Source organism: Oculatella sp. LEGE 06141, assembly GCF_015207605.1.
GTDB lineage: Bacteria > Cyanobacteriota > Cyanobacteriia > Elainellales > Elainellaceae > Oculatella.
The window spans coordinates 13,418-29,263 of sequence record NZ_JADEWO010000043.1; the positions used below are offsets into that span (position 1 = coordinate 13,418).

Annotated in this window: 11 protein-coding genes, 2 tRNA genes, 1 pseudogene and 1 CRISPR repeat array; of the genes and pseudogenes, 5 read left to right on the forward strand and 9 right to left on the reverse strand. The window is 50.0% G+C overall.

The window, feature by feature from the left end:
• Positions 1 to 14 precede the first annotated feature (14 nt).
• A complete protein-coding gene (gene psbA / locus IQ268_RS23180) occupies positions 15 to 1,097 on the reverse strand; it encodes a photosystem II q(b) protein (protein ID WP_193884174.1) in 1,083 nt (360 codons plus the stop codon).
• Between the two features lie 613 nt (positions 1,098 to 1,710).
• On the opposite strand from psbA, the gene IQ268_RS23185 reads away from it, so the two are divergent.
• From IQ268_RS23185 to IQ268_RS23195, 3 genes are all read left to right on the forward strand, one after another.
• Positions 1,711 to 3,009, forward strand: a complete 1,299-nt coding sequence (locus tag IQ268_RS23185) for a DNA cytosine methyltransferase (RefSeq protein ID WP_193884176.1) — start codon at positions 1,711 to 1,713, stop codon at positions 3,007 to 3,009.
• Between the two features lies 1 nt (position 3,010).
• The gene (locus IQ268_RS23190; RefSeq protein WP_193884178.1) at positions 3,011 to 4,177 is read left to right on the forward strand and encodes an HNH endonuclease; all 1,167 of its coding nucleotides are present in this window, start codon (positions 3,011 to 3,013) and stop codon (positions 4,175 to 4,177) included.
• A 356-nt stretch (positions 4,178 to 4,533) separates the two neighbouring features.
• Positions 4,534 to 4,719: a hypothetical protein gene (locus IQ268_RS23195; RefSeq protein WP_193884180.1), complete on the forward strand. Its 186-nt coding sequence runs from the start codon at positions 4,534 to 4,536 to the stop codon at positions 4,717 to 4,719.
• A 286-nt stretch (positions 4,720 to 5,005) separates the two neighbouring features.
• On the opposite strand, the gene IQ268_RS23200 is transcribed toward IQ268_RS23195, so the two are convergent.
• From IQ268_RS23200 to IQ268_RS23215, 4 genes and pseudogenes are all read right to left on the reverse strand, one after another.
• Entirely contained in the window at positions 5,006 to 6,100 is a 1,095-nt protein-coding gene (locus IQ268_RS23200) for a nitronate monooxygenase family protein (RefSeq protein ID WP_193884182.1), read from the reverse strand.
• A 208-nt stretch (positions 6,101 to 6,308) separates the two neighbouring features.
• A pseudogene (locus IQ268_RS23205) lies at positions 6,309 to 6,635 on the reverse strand (ArsR/SmtB family transcription factor); the annotation flags it as partial.
• A 111-nt stretch (positions 6,636 to 6,746) separates the two neighbouring features.
• Positions 6,747 to 7,298: a CRISPR direct-repeat array (repeat unit 37 nt; unit sequence GTTTCAGTCCCGTTGCCGGGATTCATTGGGCTGCAAG).
• Between the two features lie 269 nt (positions 7,299 to 7,567).
• Positions 7,568 to 7,720, reverse strand: coding sequence for a hypothetical protein (locus IQ268_RS23210; protein ID WP_193884187.1), 153 nt, complete (start codon positions 7,718 to 7,720; stop codon positions 7,568 to 7,570).
• 91 nt (positions 7,721 to 7,811) lie between these two features.
• Positions 7,812 to 8,021, reverse strand: a complete 210-nt coding sequence (locus tag IQ268_RS23215) for a hypothetical protein (protein WP_193884189.1) — start codon at positions 8,019 to 8,021, stop codon at positions 7,812 to 7,814.
• A 144-nt stretch (positions 8,022 to 8,165) separates the two neighbouring features.
• On the opposite strand from IQ268_RS23215, the gene IQ268_RS23220 reads away from it, so the two are divergent.
• Complete coding sequence (locus IQ268_RS23220) at positions 8,166 to 8,441, forward strand: hypothetical protein (RefSeq protein ID WP_193884191.1); 276 nt, start codon at positions 8,166 to 8,168, stop codon at positions 8,439 to 8,441.
• Between the two features lie 646 nt (positions 8,442 to 9,087).
• On the opposite strand, the gene IQ268_RS23225 is transcribed toward IQ268_RS23220, so the two are convergent.
• The 4 genes from IQ268_RS23225 to IQ268_RS23240 all read right to left on the reverse strand — a co-directional run bounded on the left by IQ268_RS23225 (position 9,088) and on the right by IQ268_RS23240 (position 12,364).
• Positions 9,088 to 10,692 carry a TROVE domain-containing protein gene (locus IQ268_RS23225; RefSeq protein WP_193884193.1) on the reverse strand — a complete coding sequence of 535 codons (1,605 nt, stop codon included), beginning with the start codon at positions 10,690 to 10,692 and terminating at the stop codon, positions 9,088 to 9,090.
• A gap of 35 nt (positions 10,693 to 10,727) precedes the next feature.
• Positions 10,728 to 10,850 (reverse strand) — tRNA-OTHER (locus IQ268_RS23230).
• Between the two features lie 5 nt (positions 10,851 to 10,855).
• Positions 10,856 to 10,983, reverse strand: a tRNA-OTHER gene (locus IQ268_RS23235).
• A 199-nt stretch (positions 10,984 to 11,182) separates the two neighbouring features.
• The gene (locus tag IQ268_RS23240; RefSeq protein ID WP_193884195.1) at positions 11,183 to 12,364 is read right to left on the reverse strand and encodes an RtcB family protein; all 1,182 of its coding nucleotides are present in this window, start codon (positions 12,362 to 12,364) and stop codon (positions 11,183 to 11,185) included.
• A 234-nt stretch (positions 12,365 to 12,598) separates the two neighbouring features.
• On the opposite strand from IQ268_RS23240, the gene IQ268_RS23245 reads away from it, so the two are divergent.
• On the forward strand, positions 12,599 to 15,469 hold the full coding sequence (locus tag IQ268_RS23245) for an NACHT domain-containing NTPase (protein ID WP_193884197.1): 2,871 nt from the start codon (positions 12,599 to 12,601) through the stop codon (positions 15,467 to 15,469).
• Positions 15,470 to 15,846: the final 377 nt, after the last annotated feature.

The window sequence follows — 15,846 nt, forward strand, 5'->3', positions numbered from 1 at the left end:
AGAGATAGCAAACCTTAGCTGGAAATGGCGGGAGCTATGAGGGCGATCGGTTGCGCCTCAGCAAAGGCCAGGTCAAGCGGGAAGTTGTGGGCATTGCGCTCATGCATTACCTCAATTCCCAGGTTGGCTCGGTTCAGGACATCGGCCCATGTGGGAACGGTGCGTCCTTGATGATCGAGAATGGAACTGTTGAAATTCAATCCATTCAAGTTAAATGACATTGTGCTGATCCCTAACGCGGCAAACCAAATGCCCACAACAGGCCAAGCACCGAGGAAGAAGTGCAGCGCACGGCTATTGTTGAAAGAGGCATACTGGAAGATCAATCGTCCAAAGTAACCGTGAGCCGCCACAATGTTGTAGGTTTCTTCTTCCTGCCCAAATCTATATCCCTGGTTTTGTGATTCCGTTTCGCTCGTTTCACGTACCAGAGAGGATGTCACCAATGAACCGTGCATCGCGGAGAACAGTGCCCCACCAAACACACCAGCAACGCCTAACATGTGAAAGGGATGCATCAAGATGTTGTGTTCGGGCGAAAACACAATCATGAAGTTGAACGTACCAGAAATGCCCAACATCATCCCATCTGAAAAGCTACCTTGACCAATCGGATAAATTAACAGCACAGCCGTTGCCGCCGCCGCCGGGGCGGAAAACGCAACCGGAATCCAGGGACGCATCCCCAGGCGATAGCTCAATTCCCATTGCCGTCCCATGTAGGCATATACAGCAATCAGGAAATGCAGCACTATCAGTTGATAGGGGCCACCGTTATACAACCATTCATCCATAGAAGCCGCTTCCCAAATGGGATAAAGGTGCAACCCAATGGCGGCTGAAGTGGGGACAACAGTGGCAGAGATGATGTTGTTGCCATAGAGCAGTGAGCCTGAAACTGGTTCTCGGATGCCGTCTACATCCACTGGAGGAGCGGCAACCATAGCCAGAATAAAGACGATCGCGGCAGTTAAAGCGGTGGGAATTAACAGAACGCCAAACCAACCTACATACAGCCGATTCTCGGTACTGGTGATCCAATCACAAAACCGATCCCATAAACCAGCGCTGCTGCGCCGTTGTAGAAGTGTTGTCATAATTTAATGAGTGCTAATTGAGTACAAATGATGGTGTGAGGTATTGATCGACAGGAAAATCCTGCTTTATTAATTTAATAACTCTATAGTTATATACTTGTCAATAGGTGAAAGGTAAAATGCGTCGTTCCTAACCAGGCTAATGAGGGAACGTTGTCAAAAAGTTATCAGGGCAGGCAGCATGGCGATCGCCTTTCCAGGCGAGATTTTGGCTGGCATCAGCGTCGCTCTACAACCTGTCGTCCATTCCTGATCGTTATCTATAGCTAAATCGCCACAACAATTGCAGGGCAGATGTTTTACGTCATTTACAGTTTCTACAACGTGCCACCAAATTTGTTTATATTTATAAAGGCATTTGGCTAGACCTCTGGCATAATACAATTGAACTATTTGCAGTCTCAGCCTGCTTGTTCAATCAAGAAAGCATTTCTAGTCATCCTAAGATGCTTTTAGATAATAGATCTGCCCCTGTGCTGCTCCATGTATAGTGTTAAAGCGTCAAGAAAAGGAGTTTGTAGCACTAAATGCTACACTCCTTGAATAAAGTTGACAAACACCTACTGCCTATTGAGATTTTTCCAAGTCTTAACAAGAGTGCTTTTTAGAAGAAATGATCGCTAAGAAGACAATTAAATCTGAAAAGATTTCAAGTGCTTCCTTCTTTACTGGCATAGGGGGATTTGATCTCGGCTTTGAAAGGGCTGGTATTGAATCTGCTTTCCAATGTGAGATCGATGAGTTTTGTGGAAGCGTCTTAGATTGGCACTGGCCTAATCTTAAAAGGTTTAACGATATCCGAGACGTTGACTCTTCATCCATACCAGAGACTCAGATCTGGAGTGGCGGATTTCCCTGTCAAGATGTTTCTGTGGCAAGAGGCTGGTTGGGCAGAGAGGGCTTAAAGGGCCAAAACTCTGGGCTTTTTTATCCCTTCGCAAATCTAATTAGAGAAAGGCTCCCAAAAGTTGTAGTGATGGAAAATGTCACGGGCCTTCTCAATTCGCATAATGGACAGGATTTTGCCATTCTGCTTCATACCTTAGAAAAACTGGGCTATGGAGTTGCTTGGAGAACACTCAACACGCGTTATTTTGGAGCACCTCAATCACGTCCACGAGTTTTTATATGCGCTTGGGCTAACTCCACCTCATCCGCTTATCACGTCCTTTTCGAAGGAGGTCAAAGCTATCTACCCGAAAAACCTCGACTTGGTTTTTTAAGGGAATCGCGATGTGATGTCACTGGTGCTAGGGTTCCAGAAATTGCATTTTGTTTGGCTGCAACTTCTGGTAGACACACAGGGACGGACTGGAGTCGTTCTTATGTCTCCTACGAGTCTGAAGTCAGGAGGTTGACACCAAGGGAATGCGAAAGAATTCAAGGTTTTCCCACCAACTGGACGTTGCCAAACGAAGATTACCCGCTAGAAGGGGTAGACCTTGACAGTCGTAGATACAAGGCAACAGGAAACGCAGTGTCCGTTCCTGTTGTTCAATGGATTGGCGAGCGGATAGTAAAGGAATTGCGACAATCAAGTCCGGATCTGTTTGAATTTAGTCTGTTTGATGGCATAGACAGGTTTGGTAGCCACACTCCTGAACTCTCAGGAAAGAGAGCTCAAAAAGTAAGCCTTCCTTCAATTTCTGGTCACGACGACGCTCCCAAAATCAAATGGGGCAATGGGGGGGTTGTGGAAAAAGGCGTTTGCCTAATGGGTGCCACCACACAATATCCTCTTAAACCAGTTTCTTCACGCTTGATTGATGTTCTTGATAAGTTTCGGCCAGACGATCGATATTTTCTAACTTCGAATGCCGCTGAGGGAATACTAAGACGGGTGAACAGCCAAGGTAGAGAGCTTTTTGCGCCCCTTGCTACCGCCTTAAGTCGTTTACAAAGTTCAGCCTAATATGAGAATTGCTTTAAGACCCAGCGGTGGCCGAGGAGATTACGAACTTGCTGGTTCCGATAATGGAGTAAACGCTTCCGAGCTACTTGAAAAAGATTTTTATTTTCAAATAACTCCAGGCTTGGAAATTGACGGAAAAGCAAAAGCCCACAGGCTGTCTGGGAAGCCGAGAATTCGTCCAGGGTTAGATGGCAAGCATCCATATGCAGTGATTTACTCAATCTTGCTTCTACCAGAGCCACGGAGAGAGCTAATTAAGACACCTAAGTTTGCCTTAACAAGTCTTTCCCACAAGAATTACATTCTTTATGGGATTGATGTTGACTTGGTTGAAACTGATGCAACAAAAGTTGTTTTTGCCCCGACCAGTGTCTGGGCAAAAAGCCAGGGAGGGGTTCTTAAAGTCGATTTTGCCGAGCGAATGGCAATTATCAACATGCTATGGACAATATCAAGTCAACAGTCGTCCGAATTGAGTAATTTAATCCAAGCACATGAGGCCGCAGTAACCACCTCCGACCATTTGGGCATTAAACAAACTGCGGAAAAAATTCAAAAAAGATTTTTGCTTAACACTGATGTACTACCGCAAATTCTCAATAAATTTAACTTACCAGATTACTCAAGTTCTGATTACACAGGTATTACGGACGAGATAACGGGTTATGAGTCTGAAGATAGCGATATTTCCCCCCTAGATTCGCAGCGTAACCGAGTAAGGAAGTGGCGTAGGCAAGCCGACAGAGGCCCAGACGCACGGAGATTCAGCAAGGATGTTCGTGACGCTTATGGTCATCGGTGTCTTTTTTCAGGGGAACGTTTGCCAAGATTAAAAGGTTTTGACTCTCCTGGCGTCGATGCAGCCCATATTTTACCGTGGTCTACGTATGATCTAAACTCGGTGAGGAATGGAATATGCTTGTGCAAGCAATGCCACTGGGGGTTTGACAACGGGTTGCTTAAATTGGATTTTGACAGTTCGTCGAGCAACTACTTGCTGTCAATTCCTAATAGTATTAAGGATATAGCCATTAAAGAAAACTTTGACTTATCAAGTTTTCAAAAAAATGTCGGAGTGATAGATGAATCCAGGCTTCCCGTTAATCAAAAGCAATGGCCGTCTCCTCAATACATCGAAGCGTACAATTCTGAATCGAAGCTGGGTTAATCTCCATTAACATCAAAGTTGCCATAATGTAGGCTACAGATATGTGGTGATGAGAGCGTGTCACCTTCTGAGTAGAAAAATCAGAATGGAGGAATACTCAATCACTGGATGATGGATCATGACACCTGAAGAAGAACAAGCCGTTGCGTATCATGTCCGCGAACTTGCCAAATTGCTGTACAAGGATGCTGATGCTAGTCAAATGCCCATGACCAACCTGGGAAAAGTTGAAGCAACGGTGCGTGAGCAGGTTCAGAAGCATGTGACACCTGAGATGGACATTTTTTATCGAAACAGTTACGGGCATAACCGAAGGGTACCCGCGACAGCTAAAGAGCATTTTAGGACCATTGCAGTTGACCAGCGAACAAGCCAATCAATTGGGGGTCGGCAAAGGGAGCCAGTTGAGTCCCTATCTGGAGATGTGTTGTCTGAGAATCAGTGCGAATGTGTCCTATGCTCATGCCACAGAAGATGTGGCCCTTTTAACCGGAGTCCGGGTCAGTCCAAAAACTCAGCAACGCCTGGTGCAACTCGCTTGACCTCGGGTTGGCTGGGTTGCTGGAGGTCTCAACGTTTGCCTTGAAGCCTTTGGATGGAAGAAGGCTAGAATTTTTTGATGTTTTCTTCGGTTTCTTCTGCCTAGGTTGCAGTCCTTGAACCAGTTCCCGCAATTTAACCAACTCCTCCCATAACCCCACAATCAGGGTGTCCTTCTCTTCGTTGCTCAATTGCTTGAGATCGGGGAGTTCCTTCATTCCTCTAGCTTACCATCCCACTCGAACTCCGGGTAGTTGAGTAATTACCTGCATCCTTAGAGAAGTGCTATTAAGCAATGACAGCGTCTCGTACTCCCGTTAACTCGGCCATCACCTCAGCGACGGACAAAATTTGCTCTGCTCGTCCGACATTGGCTCCAGAGAAAACCAGCCCATTCTCGACATCGCCACAGGCTGCCTTTGCGAGTGCCTGAAGGATGCAATACGATTGACGATGGTCGCGGCACAGACAGTTTTCCAGACAGTTGGCAATACAGCGACGCTCTAAATCGGGGGAGGCGGCGATCGCTTTTTCTGCAAAGGCATTGCGTAACGCCCGGGCGGGTTTACCAACTGGACTGGGTACCACTACCACGTCGCCTGAACTGGCGTTGAGATGAAACTCTTTGTAGCGGCGATCGGCATCACATTCTTCGGTTGTAATGAACCGGGTGCCAACTTGTACTCCGCTGGCTCCTAGCGCCAACATGCGATCGACATCGGCTCGCTCCCAGATTCCTCCGGCAGCAATTAGCGGAATAGTAACCTGTAGCTGATTTTGAAGATAATTCTGAATGTGGGGAAGCACGTTTTCAATCTGGCTGTTGAACTCTTCACAGGTGGTGCCAATGTGCCCTCCAGCGGCTTTAGAGTTTTCGACAATGAACGCATCGGGTAAGCGATCGTACTGTTGCTGCCAGGTTTGACAAATGGTTTGCACGGCTTCTAACCCGCACACCATTGGCACCAGAGCTACTTCTGGATAGCTGGCGGTGTAAGCGGGGAGGTGTAGGGGCAACCCGGCTGCGGTGATGATTAAATTAGCGCCATTTGCGGCGGCTGTCCGTGCGACAACGGAGTAGTCTTTGGTGGCAACCAGGATGTTCACCCCAATCATGCCATCAGGGCTGAGGGCACGCGCTTTTTGTAGTTCGTCAACTAAGGCCAGTTGGTTGGCAATGAAAAAGGTGCCTTGTCTGAGGCGAGTGCCGAAATAGGGAGAGTTCAGCCCCAGTCCTAGCGATGAGATGACACCCACACCCCCCGCGTTGGCAACGGCTCCCGCTAAACTGGCACCGGAGACGCGAACGGCCATTGCCCCTTGAACAATTGGATAATGAGCGGTGTGCTGACCTATGCGGAGAGGAGGAAGCGATCGCAGCATACAGGTATTTGAGTTAATAACTAAATAGCAATTTAACGATAATACTATCTCAAATACCGAAACTCAACTAATTTCTGATGTGGGAAGTTGGAGCTGGCGCTTTTTCTCTCGTTTTTTGGGACGGTGTTTTTTGGGATGTTGTTTTTTGGGATTGGGTGGTTTTATTGGCGGTACGGTCGTTGGGTGGGAAGGGGGCGGCTTGCAGAAATGTTTTGGCCTGTTGCTGGAGGCGATCGCCAATTTGCCCACAGGCCAGTTCACAAAACTCGAATACCAAGGGATCGGCAATGTTGTAATAGGCGCTGGTTCCTCTGGCTTGCCGGGTGAGAATTCCGGCTTGCGTCATCACCTTTAGATGTTTGGAAAGATTGGCCTGCCCTAATCCGGTTGCTTCACACAGTTCCATCACGTTCATTGAACCTGAGCGCAAAGATTGCAAAATCTGCAATCGGCTCGTCTCTGAAAGAATTTTGAAGTAATCCGCAACGGCTTCGAGAACAGCCACAGGGACGAACGGTTTGGCAGGTTTCGACATCGTTTTGGTGAAATACAATAACGATTAAATAACTATATAGTAGTTTAGTTTATTTGGGGCGATCGCAGCTATCTCATTGCGATGTTGGTGCTTCGCTCTGGCAAGCCATCTGTTTCAGTACCGTTGCCGGGATTCATTGGGCTGCAAGCCCTGGAACGCAATGAGTCCAGAACAGCGAATTACAAGGGTTTCAGTCCCGTTGCCGGGATTCATTGGGCTGCAAGCGGAGTCGTTGTTCGAGCAACGGCACGCACTAAGATCGTTTCAGTCCCGTTGCCGGGATTCATTGGGCTGCAAGCCTCCAGCCTGGATTCATTACTTTCTATGGCTTCAATGTTTCAGTCCCGTTGCCGGGATTCATTGGGCTGCAAGATTAAGCAGCAATTGCTGTTGCAATTCTTCCCTGAAAGCTTCAGTCCCGTTGCCGGGATTCATTGGGCTGCAAGCTGTTTAGAGTTCCGCATGAACACCGCTTTGATAAGTTTCAGTCCCGTTGCCGGGATTCATTGGGCTGCAAGTGGAGCGGAGATGGCTAGCCCTAAGAATCCGACAAGTTTCAGTCCCGTTGCCGGGATTCATTGGGCTGCAAGAACGCCACCCTGGTAGTGTACAAGAGCCAGACGATGGTTTCAGTCCCGTTGCCGGGATTCATTGGGCTGCAAGAGCGCAGCCTGAGATGCCCTCCTGGTAACGCTTCTGGGAAGGATTTTGGCAGACCTCCAAAAAAGCGCCCATTCCAGCCCTTCAGCGTCGCTGATTTTCAATTCCTTTGACGAAATGAAAATCCAAACATATTGATTTTTCAAGGTTCTGGCGATTTTGGCGAAACCCCCAGGGTTTTGACCCCCGCTTCGATCTGCCAAATTTAGCGTACCCCCATCATAAGACGATCGCCTGCTCCTGTCGAGGCCAACATCTCACCCGATGGTGGGTTAGAAGATCGTCTCAAATCGTGAGATTAGATCTTCAGCCGATCGCATCATAACGGAATAAGGCGATCGCCCCACCAGCACCACACACATCACCATCATGATCAATGCCGCTGTTTGAACCGTACCGAATGGTTCCATGTCAGGACATAGCATTCGGCATCTCCCTTGCCAAGGCCGACCCCAACGCTATGCCCCAACAGAGAGCCACAAACCAAACCGCTCAAACCTCCGGATCAGGACGGAGTTACATCATGATCCGGCTGAGAACACACATCACCTTATCAGGACAGTTGGGCACCGGAATCGGCTTACTCCATGCCCCTGCTTCGGCAAGGCCAAGGGTGTGTTGGCGCAAGATATGCGCCTTTACATTATCTTTCGTGCCAATCACCAGCGTAGTGAGGATACGCGGGTCGGGATTAATCGCTTGCATTGGGGCACAATGATCAGTCATAGCAGTTTTCACTCCACTAATGGAACGGGGTTGATGAGATACCCAAAACCAAAGCCACCCTGCTGCTTTTATTGCCATAGCAAAGTCAGGGTGGCTAGTGGAGTGATAAACTGCCCTCTAGCCCTCCGAACTGTTCACGCAGTTTTGAGGGTTAGTCGCCTGGGGCTGTTGGCGCAGCTTCCAGGTGACGCTTCGATTGCGGATATTTTGTTACTGAGAAACAACCGTACTGGAGAATTAGACTTTTTGCAAGTCTGTCTTGATACAGGTTTACACGATGGGCGTGCGGAGATGGCACCAAACCATTGCAGGGAAGCCAATACATCGACCTCCCTTAACGCTACAGGTGAACCGCCCAAAACTATGGCACAACTCGCACACTACTGGCACAGTTCTCCAGAGCTTGAGGCCATTATCTAGAAGGCTTTCAGAGTGTGTACCTCTTTTACCCCAACCGTTCGGCAGGGGTATCTTCACCAGCCTGATCCAGATCGCCCAAGACCAGTTCTGCGGCTCCAACCAATACATTCAGTTACCATGCTCAACCCCTCGATCGACCAGCAAGGTAATCGGAGTGTGAATCAGGTAAGGGGTTTGCAGGAAAATAACACACCCACTGATCGGGCTTCGACTGCGCTCAGCCCTCATCTCCCTTTGGCTCATGGGTACATGATTATTTTGCAGATCCCTAAGACCCGTTTGGCGCACTCAGGCACCCTCCGATACTGCTATTAACCTGGCAGCCATTGTTCCCAGGGCAAACCGTATTTGAACTCCGCTCACCACTCGCTCCCGTATGGAGTGTTTGGACTCCGCTCACCACTCGCTCCCGTGTGGGGTGTTTGGACTCCGCTCACCACTCACTCCCATGTGGAGTGATTACACTCCGCTCACCACTCACTCCCTTTGGACTCCGCTCACCACTCGCTCCCATGTGGGGTGAGCGGAGCCGAACCCCAATTCCTTATGCCAAATCTTTTATTGCCGGGTTAATAAACGGGGAGAGATTTGATCCACACCATAATGAGGAGCATCCTCAAAGATGCCCCCCATTGAGTTCAGCAAACTACAGTTCACCTGCCGCAATCATCTGGATCAACCGGGGTGTTCCCGGATCGAACCCAGCAATATCCCACGACATTGAATCCTGTGGATCAACCAGCGAGATATTGTAGGGAGCCAGGGTGACATAGACCGCTTTTGCCCCAGGATTTACCTTACGGCGATACTCGGCTAACGCCTGACTCGGATGCTTGCGCCCTGCCCAGCTTTCGCAGTCCGTCCAGAAGCAGAACACGTCTGCCTTAAACTTGTGCTTAATTGCCCAGTCATACGCTACCGATGCATCCGTTCCCCCAAAGTTCTGGTTGCTGGCTTTGGCGATCGCCCCCCCAAACGAATCCCGTGCTGTAATCTTCAAATCACGGAAATCCGTAGCAAATCCGCGAATGACATAGTGCGGTTCGGCCTTTGCCGTTGCCAGAGCCATTGTGGTGGCAATCTCACAGCAAGTTAACCCAATCGAACTGACGCTGGAATAGGACATGGAACCGGAGATATCGATCGCGTGCAGAAACACCTTACCCGTTGGTTGCAACACCTCAAAGGAAAGTTCCAGCGCTTGCTCCAGAATATCCACAATGCGGGGAACAGGCTGCCAGGTTTTCTGGCTGCGTCCCAACTGCCCACCCGATTGATAGGTCTTGAGCGCTTTCAAAACATCGATCGGGTGAATGCGTCCTTTCCGCAGATGCTCCGCACTGTTGAGGACTTTCGCAACCCGCTTCAGGTTGTCGCGGTTGTCAGCCGTCAACACACCCAGTTGAGTTAACGATCCCAAATTTCGCAGCAACGCTCCGATCGGCATATCCTTGAACAGCAGTTGCCATGCCTGCTTGTCCATCTTGCCCACGGGTGCTGCCATTTCATGCGTTAACCGACCTTTGGCGATCGCCTCATGGGTCTTTTCAGGATTACGCTTCAGCCACTCGTACCACCAGAGTTGAGCCAGCGCATCCGAAGGGATTTTCTGTGGCAGGTTGTCCCAGCCTTGAATCACCCACTGAAATAGCTGGTTGTGATCTTCCGTCAACGGTTTAACGTGAAACAGCCGCAGCGCATCCCGGTGCGAGAACCCCTGACGCTGCTGATATTTCAGCAGTTGATAGGCCAGCCCTTTCACATCCGGGTTGGATAACCAGGAATGACCCGCTTCACGAATAATCTTGCCAAATCCACGCATGGCTTTGGTGTAGCTCAACCACTCGTAGAAATGGCTTCCGGTTCGTACCACCTGGGGAAAGATCGACTGAAACGCGTGCTTGGCTTCCACCGTCTCACCCATCGACAGCAACACTAACGCCAATAGTGGCGCACTGTTATTGATTGCCCGTCCGTCGCTGGCATACAGGATTTCCGAGGCAACGCGATCGGGGTTGAGGGCGATCGCCCGTTTCAACACTTCGACAAATTCCCCTGTCAACTCTTGCTTGCCCGCGTAGTAAGCCCCTTGAGCCGTTCCAATTAACAGACAGCGACGCAGCACACTCCAGATATCGGCCTTGAACATCCAGCCACCGGAACGCCCCTGAATCATGTCTGCTTCCCGCCCAGGAATCACCTGGTTCTGCGGTGTTTGCGTTTTGTTCTGTACAAAAAACTTGTACGTCATTACAACCTCCAGCCCGTCAGGGCAATGTCTGGAAATTGGCAGGGTGGGAGTTGCACCCACATCACCCGCTTAGAAGGCGATAACCCTCATTCGTCGTCCCTTTCGGGCAAGGTATGAACAAGGATGTTTTAGGCGTTCTACTGTTAAACTACCTGCCAGCGTTTGGTGTAGCGGCGCGGGGGTTGCACCCGCATCTCCGGCGATTAAGGGGGGAGTCGTCCAAAGCGATAACCCTCAATCTGCGTCCCTTTCGGGCAATGGTTGGCGCTCTACTGTTGAGCTAGCCGCCACATGGTTGAAAATTGGGGGGTAGGAGGTGAGAAGCGTTCTCTCGTCTCCCTTCCCTTTGATGAATCCAGAATAGGCGGTTCATCTTCCCCCAGGCGAATTGAGTATGAATTGTTGGAGAGCCTGCAATGACTGGAGTTTGGGAGCTAGGGGAGGTTCAAGACCTGGGGGATGCCCCTGGCTTTGTAACGGCCATCCCTCCCTAACCCTTCACACAAACAAGCTGCTTCAAGGTTGCCACCACCTCCACCAGGTCGGACTGGTTTGCCATCACCTGGTCGATCGGTTTGTAGGCTCCGGGAATTTCATCCAGCACCCCTGTATCCTTACGGCACTCAACTCCCTTTGTTTGCTGGATCAGATCCTCCAGCGTGAAGTTGAGCTTTGCCTTATTGCGAGACATCAACCGTCCCGCCCCGTGAGAGCAAGAGCAGTAGCTTGCCGCATCCCCCTTTCCCTTCACAATGTAGGACTTGGCTCCCATCGAACCGGGAATGATGCCGTAGTCATCTGCCTGTGCCCGGACTGCACCCTTACGAGTCACATACACTTCCTCGCCGAAATGCACTTCTCGCTCGGCATAGTTGTGGTGGCAGTTGACATTCAGGCAGGGGGTGAAGGGCTGACCATTTGCCAGATGCTTTTCCAGCACTCGCTGCGATCGCGCCATCATCACCTCGCGGTTCACACGGGCATAGTTCTGTGCCCACTGCAAATCGCGCCAGTACGCCTCAAACTCTGGAGTTCCCTGCACAAAATGTGCCAGGTCAGGATCAGGCAATTTTTCACCCGCCAGCTTTGCCAACTCCTTCGCCGTTTCGATATGACGCTGTGCCAGCACGTTGCCAATATGACGGGAACCCGAATGCAGCATTATCCACACCTGATGTTGCTCATCCACACAGACTTCAATAAAGTGGTTGCCGCCACCCAACGATCCCATCTGCTTTACAGCCTTGGCTTCTAGATGCTGTGCGCCAGCGTGCAGATGCTTGAAGTCTTGCCAGCCCTGCCAGTTCAGCACTTGTGCGTCCGCTGCATCATTTTCGTTAAAGCCAACCGGAATTAAGGCTTCAATGTCTTGCCGAATTTGTTGCAGTTTGCCGTCCAGTTGGTCAGCCACAAACGGCGTTTTAATCGCGCACATACCGCACCCAATATCAACACCCACCGCCGCCGGGACGATCGCCGCTTTCGTTGCCACCACCGAACCGACCAAAGCCCCTTTCCCTAAATGGACATCGGGCATCAAGGCAACATGTTTGAAGACAAAGGGCAGGGATGCCACATTCTTTGCCATTTTGGTTTCATCCTGACCGAGTTTGTGGTTTGCCCAGGAGAGAACAGGTTTAGGGGTAGAGAGGTTTAACGTTTCGTAAGGCATGGTTTCGTGTCCTTCTTTTCCATTTGTTTGATGTCTCAAGAATAGGAAAGATAAGCTCCCCCAGGCGAATTGGCACAAAAATGGCTAAAAGCGTTACTCCACAACCATCCTGACGTTAGGGGAATGATTGAACCGGGGGAATTCCCCTGGCTTCTGGGGGAAAATGTGAGTTAGAACCGTGAAGCATTCTCAATTTGTCTCGAAATCCCTTGTACAGCATCGATTTCTTTACCGATGGCACGCCCCAGTTACGGCCCTGAAGCGAAAAAGCGATCGCTCCACCTGTTCACCACCCTGCTCGACTACGCGAATGACGAGTTGGACTGTGATGAGGTGGCTCTGGATGGGCTGCGATCGCACATTCAGACTCACTGGCAGACCGAGCAACGGTTGGTGGTGCGAACGAAAGTTCGATTCTTAGAGGCTCTAACCAAACTGGCGGAGTCTGCCCTCAGTGGCGAACAGATCAAGGAGGCATTGCGGCGGTTTGAGGATTTTCTGGAGATCCTGGACGACAATCGCCCCAACAAAGGCGGATCGGAGGTGTGGCACTTTACCCTCAACCTGTGGCACAGGCGGAGCGATCGCCCAGCAAACCTGCACCAATTCAAGCAGGAATGGGAGAAACGCCGCCCCCAGAAATCGAAACAGGTGACAGGCGAGGAATCAGCAGAGCCAAACGATCCGGGAATGGATGGGCAAGACTTCTGGTGGCAACTTTGCCGCGACAGCCTGGAAGTACAGCAACACGAGCGGCTGACGATCAATCCATTGACGGTCAGCGATGGCATGGCGTTCAACCTGCATGAACTCTATTTGCCATTGGGCTTGATCGAACGCAAGCAGCGGCATCGCGAAGCCAGTGGTTTATCGACTCTTGGTCTACAAGTTGAGGAAGGGGAAGAATCAGAAAATACCCTTTTATTAGACGAATTGTTTGATCGTTTGCGATCGCCCCAAAAACAACGAGTGGCGATCGTGGGTGAAGCAGGTGCAGGTAAAACAACCCTGCTCCAAAAGATCGCCTTCTGGCTTTTGGAACAACAGGCACTCCCCATCTGGATTTCGCTGGCCGATTTGCAGGGAGCAACACTGGAGAACTATCTCTTACAGGACTGGCTGAAGCAGGCAACCCAGAAGATTAGTGTGCCATCAGAACTTCAGGAAGCGTTTGCCCAACAGTTCGAGCAGGGGCGGGTTTGGCTATTGCTGGATGCGATCGATGAAATGGCAATGGATGGGGCAACAGCACTCACCAGTCTTGCCCGTCAACTGCGAGGGTGGCTTGCGAATGCCCATGTGGTGCTGACCTGTCGCCCCAATGTTTGGGACAGTGGCAAAAATGCTCTTGATGGGTTTACGGTCTACTGCAACCGCAGCTTCAATGATGGAAGTGGAAGCGATGGAGATCAGGTGGGGCAGTTCATCGATCGCTGGTTTCAGCACACCCCCCCATTAGGCGATCGCTTGCGACAGGAATTGAACAACCCCCAGCGAAAGCGGATCAGGGATGCCATCAAAAATCCGCTGCGGTTAGCTTTGCTTTGCCGCTCCTGGTCACTGGCACAGGGAGCATTACCTCAGACAAAATCCTTACTCTATCGGCAGTTTGTCGAAACCATCTACGAATGGAAGCAGGATCGCTTTCCCACCGCGATCGCCCAACGGCAACAGTTAAACGAAACATTAGGGCAGGTCGCACTGCGGGCACTGTTGCAAGAAAAAATGCGGTTTCGGCTGTCCCACTCCTTTGCTCAGGCAGCGTTCGCCCAATCATTGAACTTAATGACCCTGGCATTGCAGTTGGGTTGGCTCAATCAGGTTGGAATTTCAGCGACCACAGGCGAGAAGATTTACGCCTTTTACCACCCCACGTTCCAGGAATATTTTGCCGCACAAGCCATTTCAGATTGGCAGTTCTTCTTTGATCCGGCTCACGATTTTCCAGTGTTTAATTCCTCCTGGCGAGAGGTGATTCTGCTCTGGTTGGGGAGAACGGGTATTGCTGTTGCCGAGAAGGAGGCATTCATTACAGCACTCATGACGTTTGACGATCGCTGTGGCGGGTTCTACTCGCACCGGGCATACTGCTTGGCGGCGGCAGGGTTGGCGGAGTTTCCTCAATCCACTCACGCCCACACGATCCTGGCTCAACTCCTCCAATGGCGATTTGGGGTATTTCCTGCTTCCCTCTGTGAAGGAGCCAGAGTCGCGTTGCTGCAAACCGATCGCCAGTTGTCGATCGCGGCTCTGGAGGAGTTTGTCCAGACAGCGGAGAATCCCTTTGCTCGCTGGCAGGCCGCTTACACCCTGGGTAAGACGCTTGATCGGGGTAATCCAATGGCGATCGCTACCTTAGTTCAACTCATTGACACACTACAGAGTGAAGCTCTGAAATTGCAGGTCATTGAAAGCTTAGGCAGAATTGATCCTGGTCATCCGATTGTGGTTCGTTCCCTGGAAGAGATTCTGGAGTCAACCCAGGAGGACAATATTCGTCGTAGAGCCGCCTACAGCCTGGGAAAAATCAATCCTGGTCATGGGAGAGCGATCGCCACCCTGGAGCAGATTATTGACTCAACCGAAAATGCTACATTGCGATTGCGAACCGCAGAGAACTTAATCACCCTTGATCCACAAAACGGTGTTGCAAGTGCTGTACTCCAGTCCATGAAAAAAATCGAGAGAACAAGTCAAAAACATCAAACCAAAACAACCAATCAGCAAGATCTCAATCAACTCATCAATACATTAGAACAACGGTTATTCACGGCAAAAGATTGGGCAAATCAACGGCGAATTGCCTATCGACTGGCAACCCTCCAACCTGGACATCCAAAAGCGATCGACTGCTTATTGCACCTTCTTTTGAACGAGAAGATCTCACTTCACCGCAAACGAGTTGTCGAAGATTTGAAAGAAGTCATGTTAGACAACCAATTAAGCCATGTTGTCTATCAATTAAGCCTATTGTTTACAGACGTAGATCTTTCCATGTCCAATCAAGCTACAGTGCAACTGCATGAGTGCCACAAATTATTGTCATACTGCGCTCAACAGATGCCTTATGCCGAATTCTCAAACGCCTGGTGCAAGGGAGTTTGAAAATACAACGACTACTCGACTACAGAGCGAAGAAATAGGGATGAATGTCACCATCGCTTTTTACCTCAAAGCTCTACAGAGCAGAACTTTGAGGTCTTTTAGTCACCAACTTTTAGAGAAAACGCCACCGAAGAATGACTGTCGTTTCGTAAGGCCACCGAAGGAATAAATGACTTGTCGCTCCTGCAATGAGTACAAATCTAACTGAACCGAAGCTCAAGATCCGCTCACCGGAGAAACCGTTATCCCTGATAAAATTGAGCAGGAATGGAGTCAATGGTACGGCGATCGGCAATTACAGCCATTTTCATTTGCATTCACCACATTCCACACCCTACACTCCACACCCTACATTCCACACCCTACATTCCACACCC

Coding starts and splice junctions, on each gene's coding strand:
- psbA (WP_193884174.1), bottom strand. CDS start 1,097: ATGACAACACTTCTACAACGGCGCAGCAGCGCTGGTTTATGGGATCGG.
- IQ268_RS23240 (WP_193884195.1), bottom strand. CDS start 12,364: ATGCCTTACGAAACGTTAAACCTCTCTACCCCTAAACCTGTTCTCTCC.
- IQ268_RS23190 (WP_193884178.1), top strand. CDS start 3,011: ATGAGAATTGCTTTAAGACCCAGCGGTGGCCGAGGAGATTACGAACTT.
- IQ268_RS23200 (WP_193884182.1), bottom strand. CDS start 6,100: ATGCTGCGATCGCTTCCTCCTCTCCGCATAGGTCAGCACACCGCTCAT.
- IQ268_RS23185 (WP_193884176.1), top strand. CDS start 1,711: ATGATCGCTAAGAAGACAATTAAATCTGAAAAGATTTCAAGTGCTTCC.
- IQ268_RS23210 (WP_193884187.1), bottom strand. CDS start 7,720: ATGCTATGTCCTGACATGGAACCATTCGGTACGGTTCAAACAGCGGCA.
- IQ268_RS23245 (WP_193884197.1), top strand. CDS start 12,599: ATGGCACGCCCCAGTTACGGCCCTGAAGCGAAAAAGCGATCGCTCCAC.
- IQ268_RS23225 (WP_193884193.1), bottom strand. CDS start 10,692: ATGACGTACAAGTTTTTTGTACAGAACAAAACGCAAACACCGCAGAAC.
- IQ268_RS23215 (WP_193884189.1), bottom strand. CDS start 8,021: ATGACTGATCATTGTGCCCCAATGCAAGCGATTAATCCCGACCCGCGT.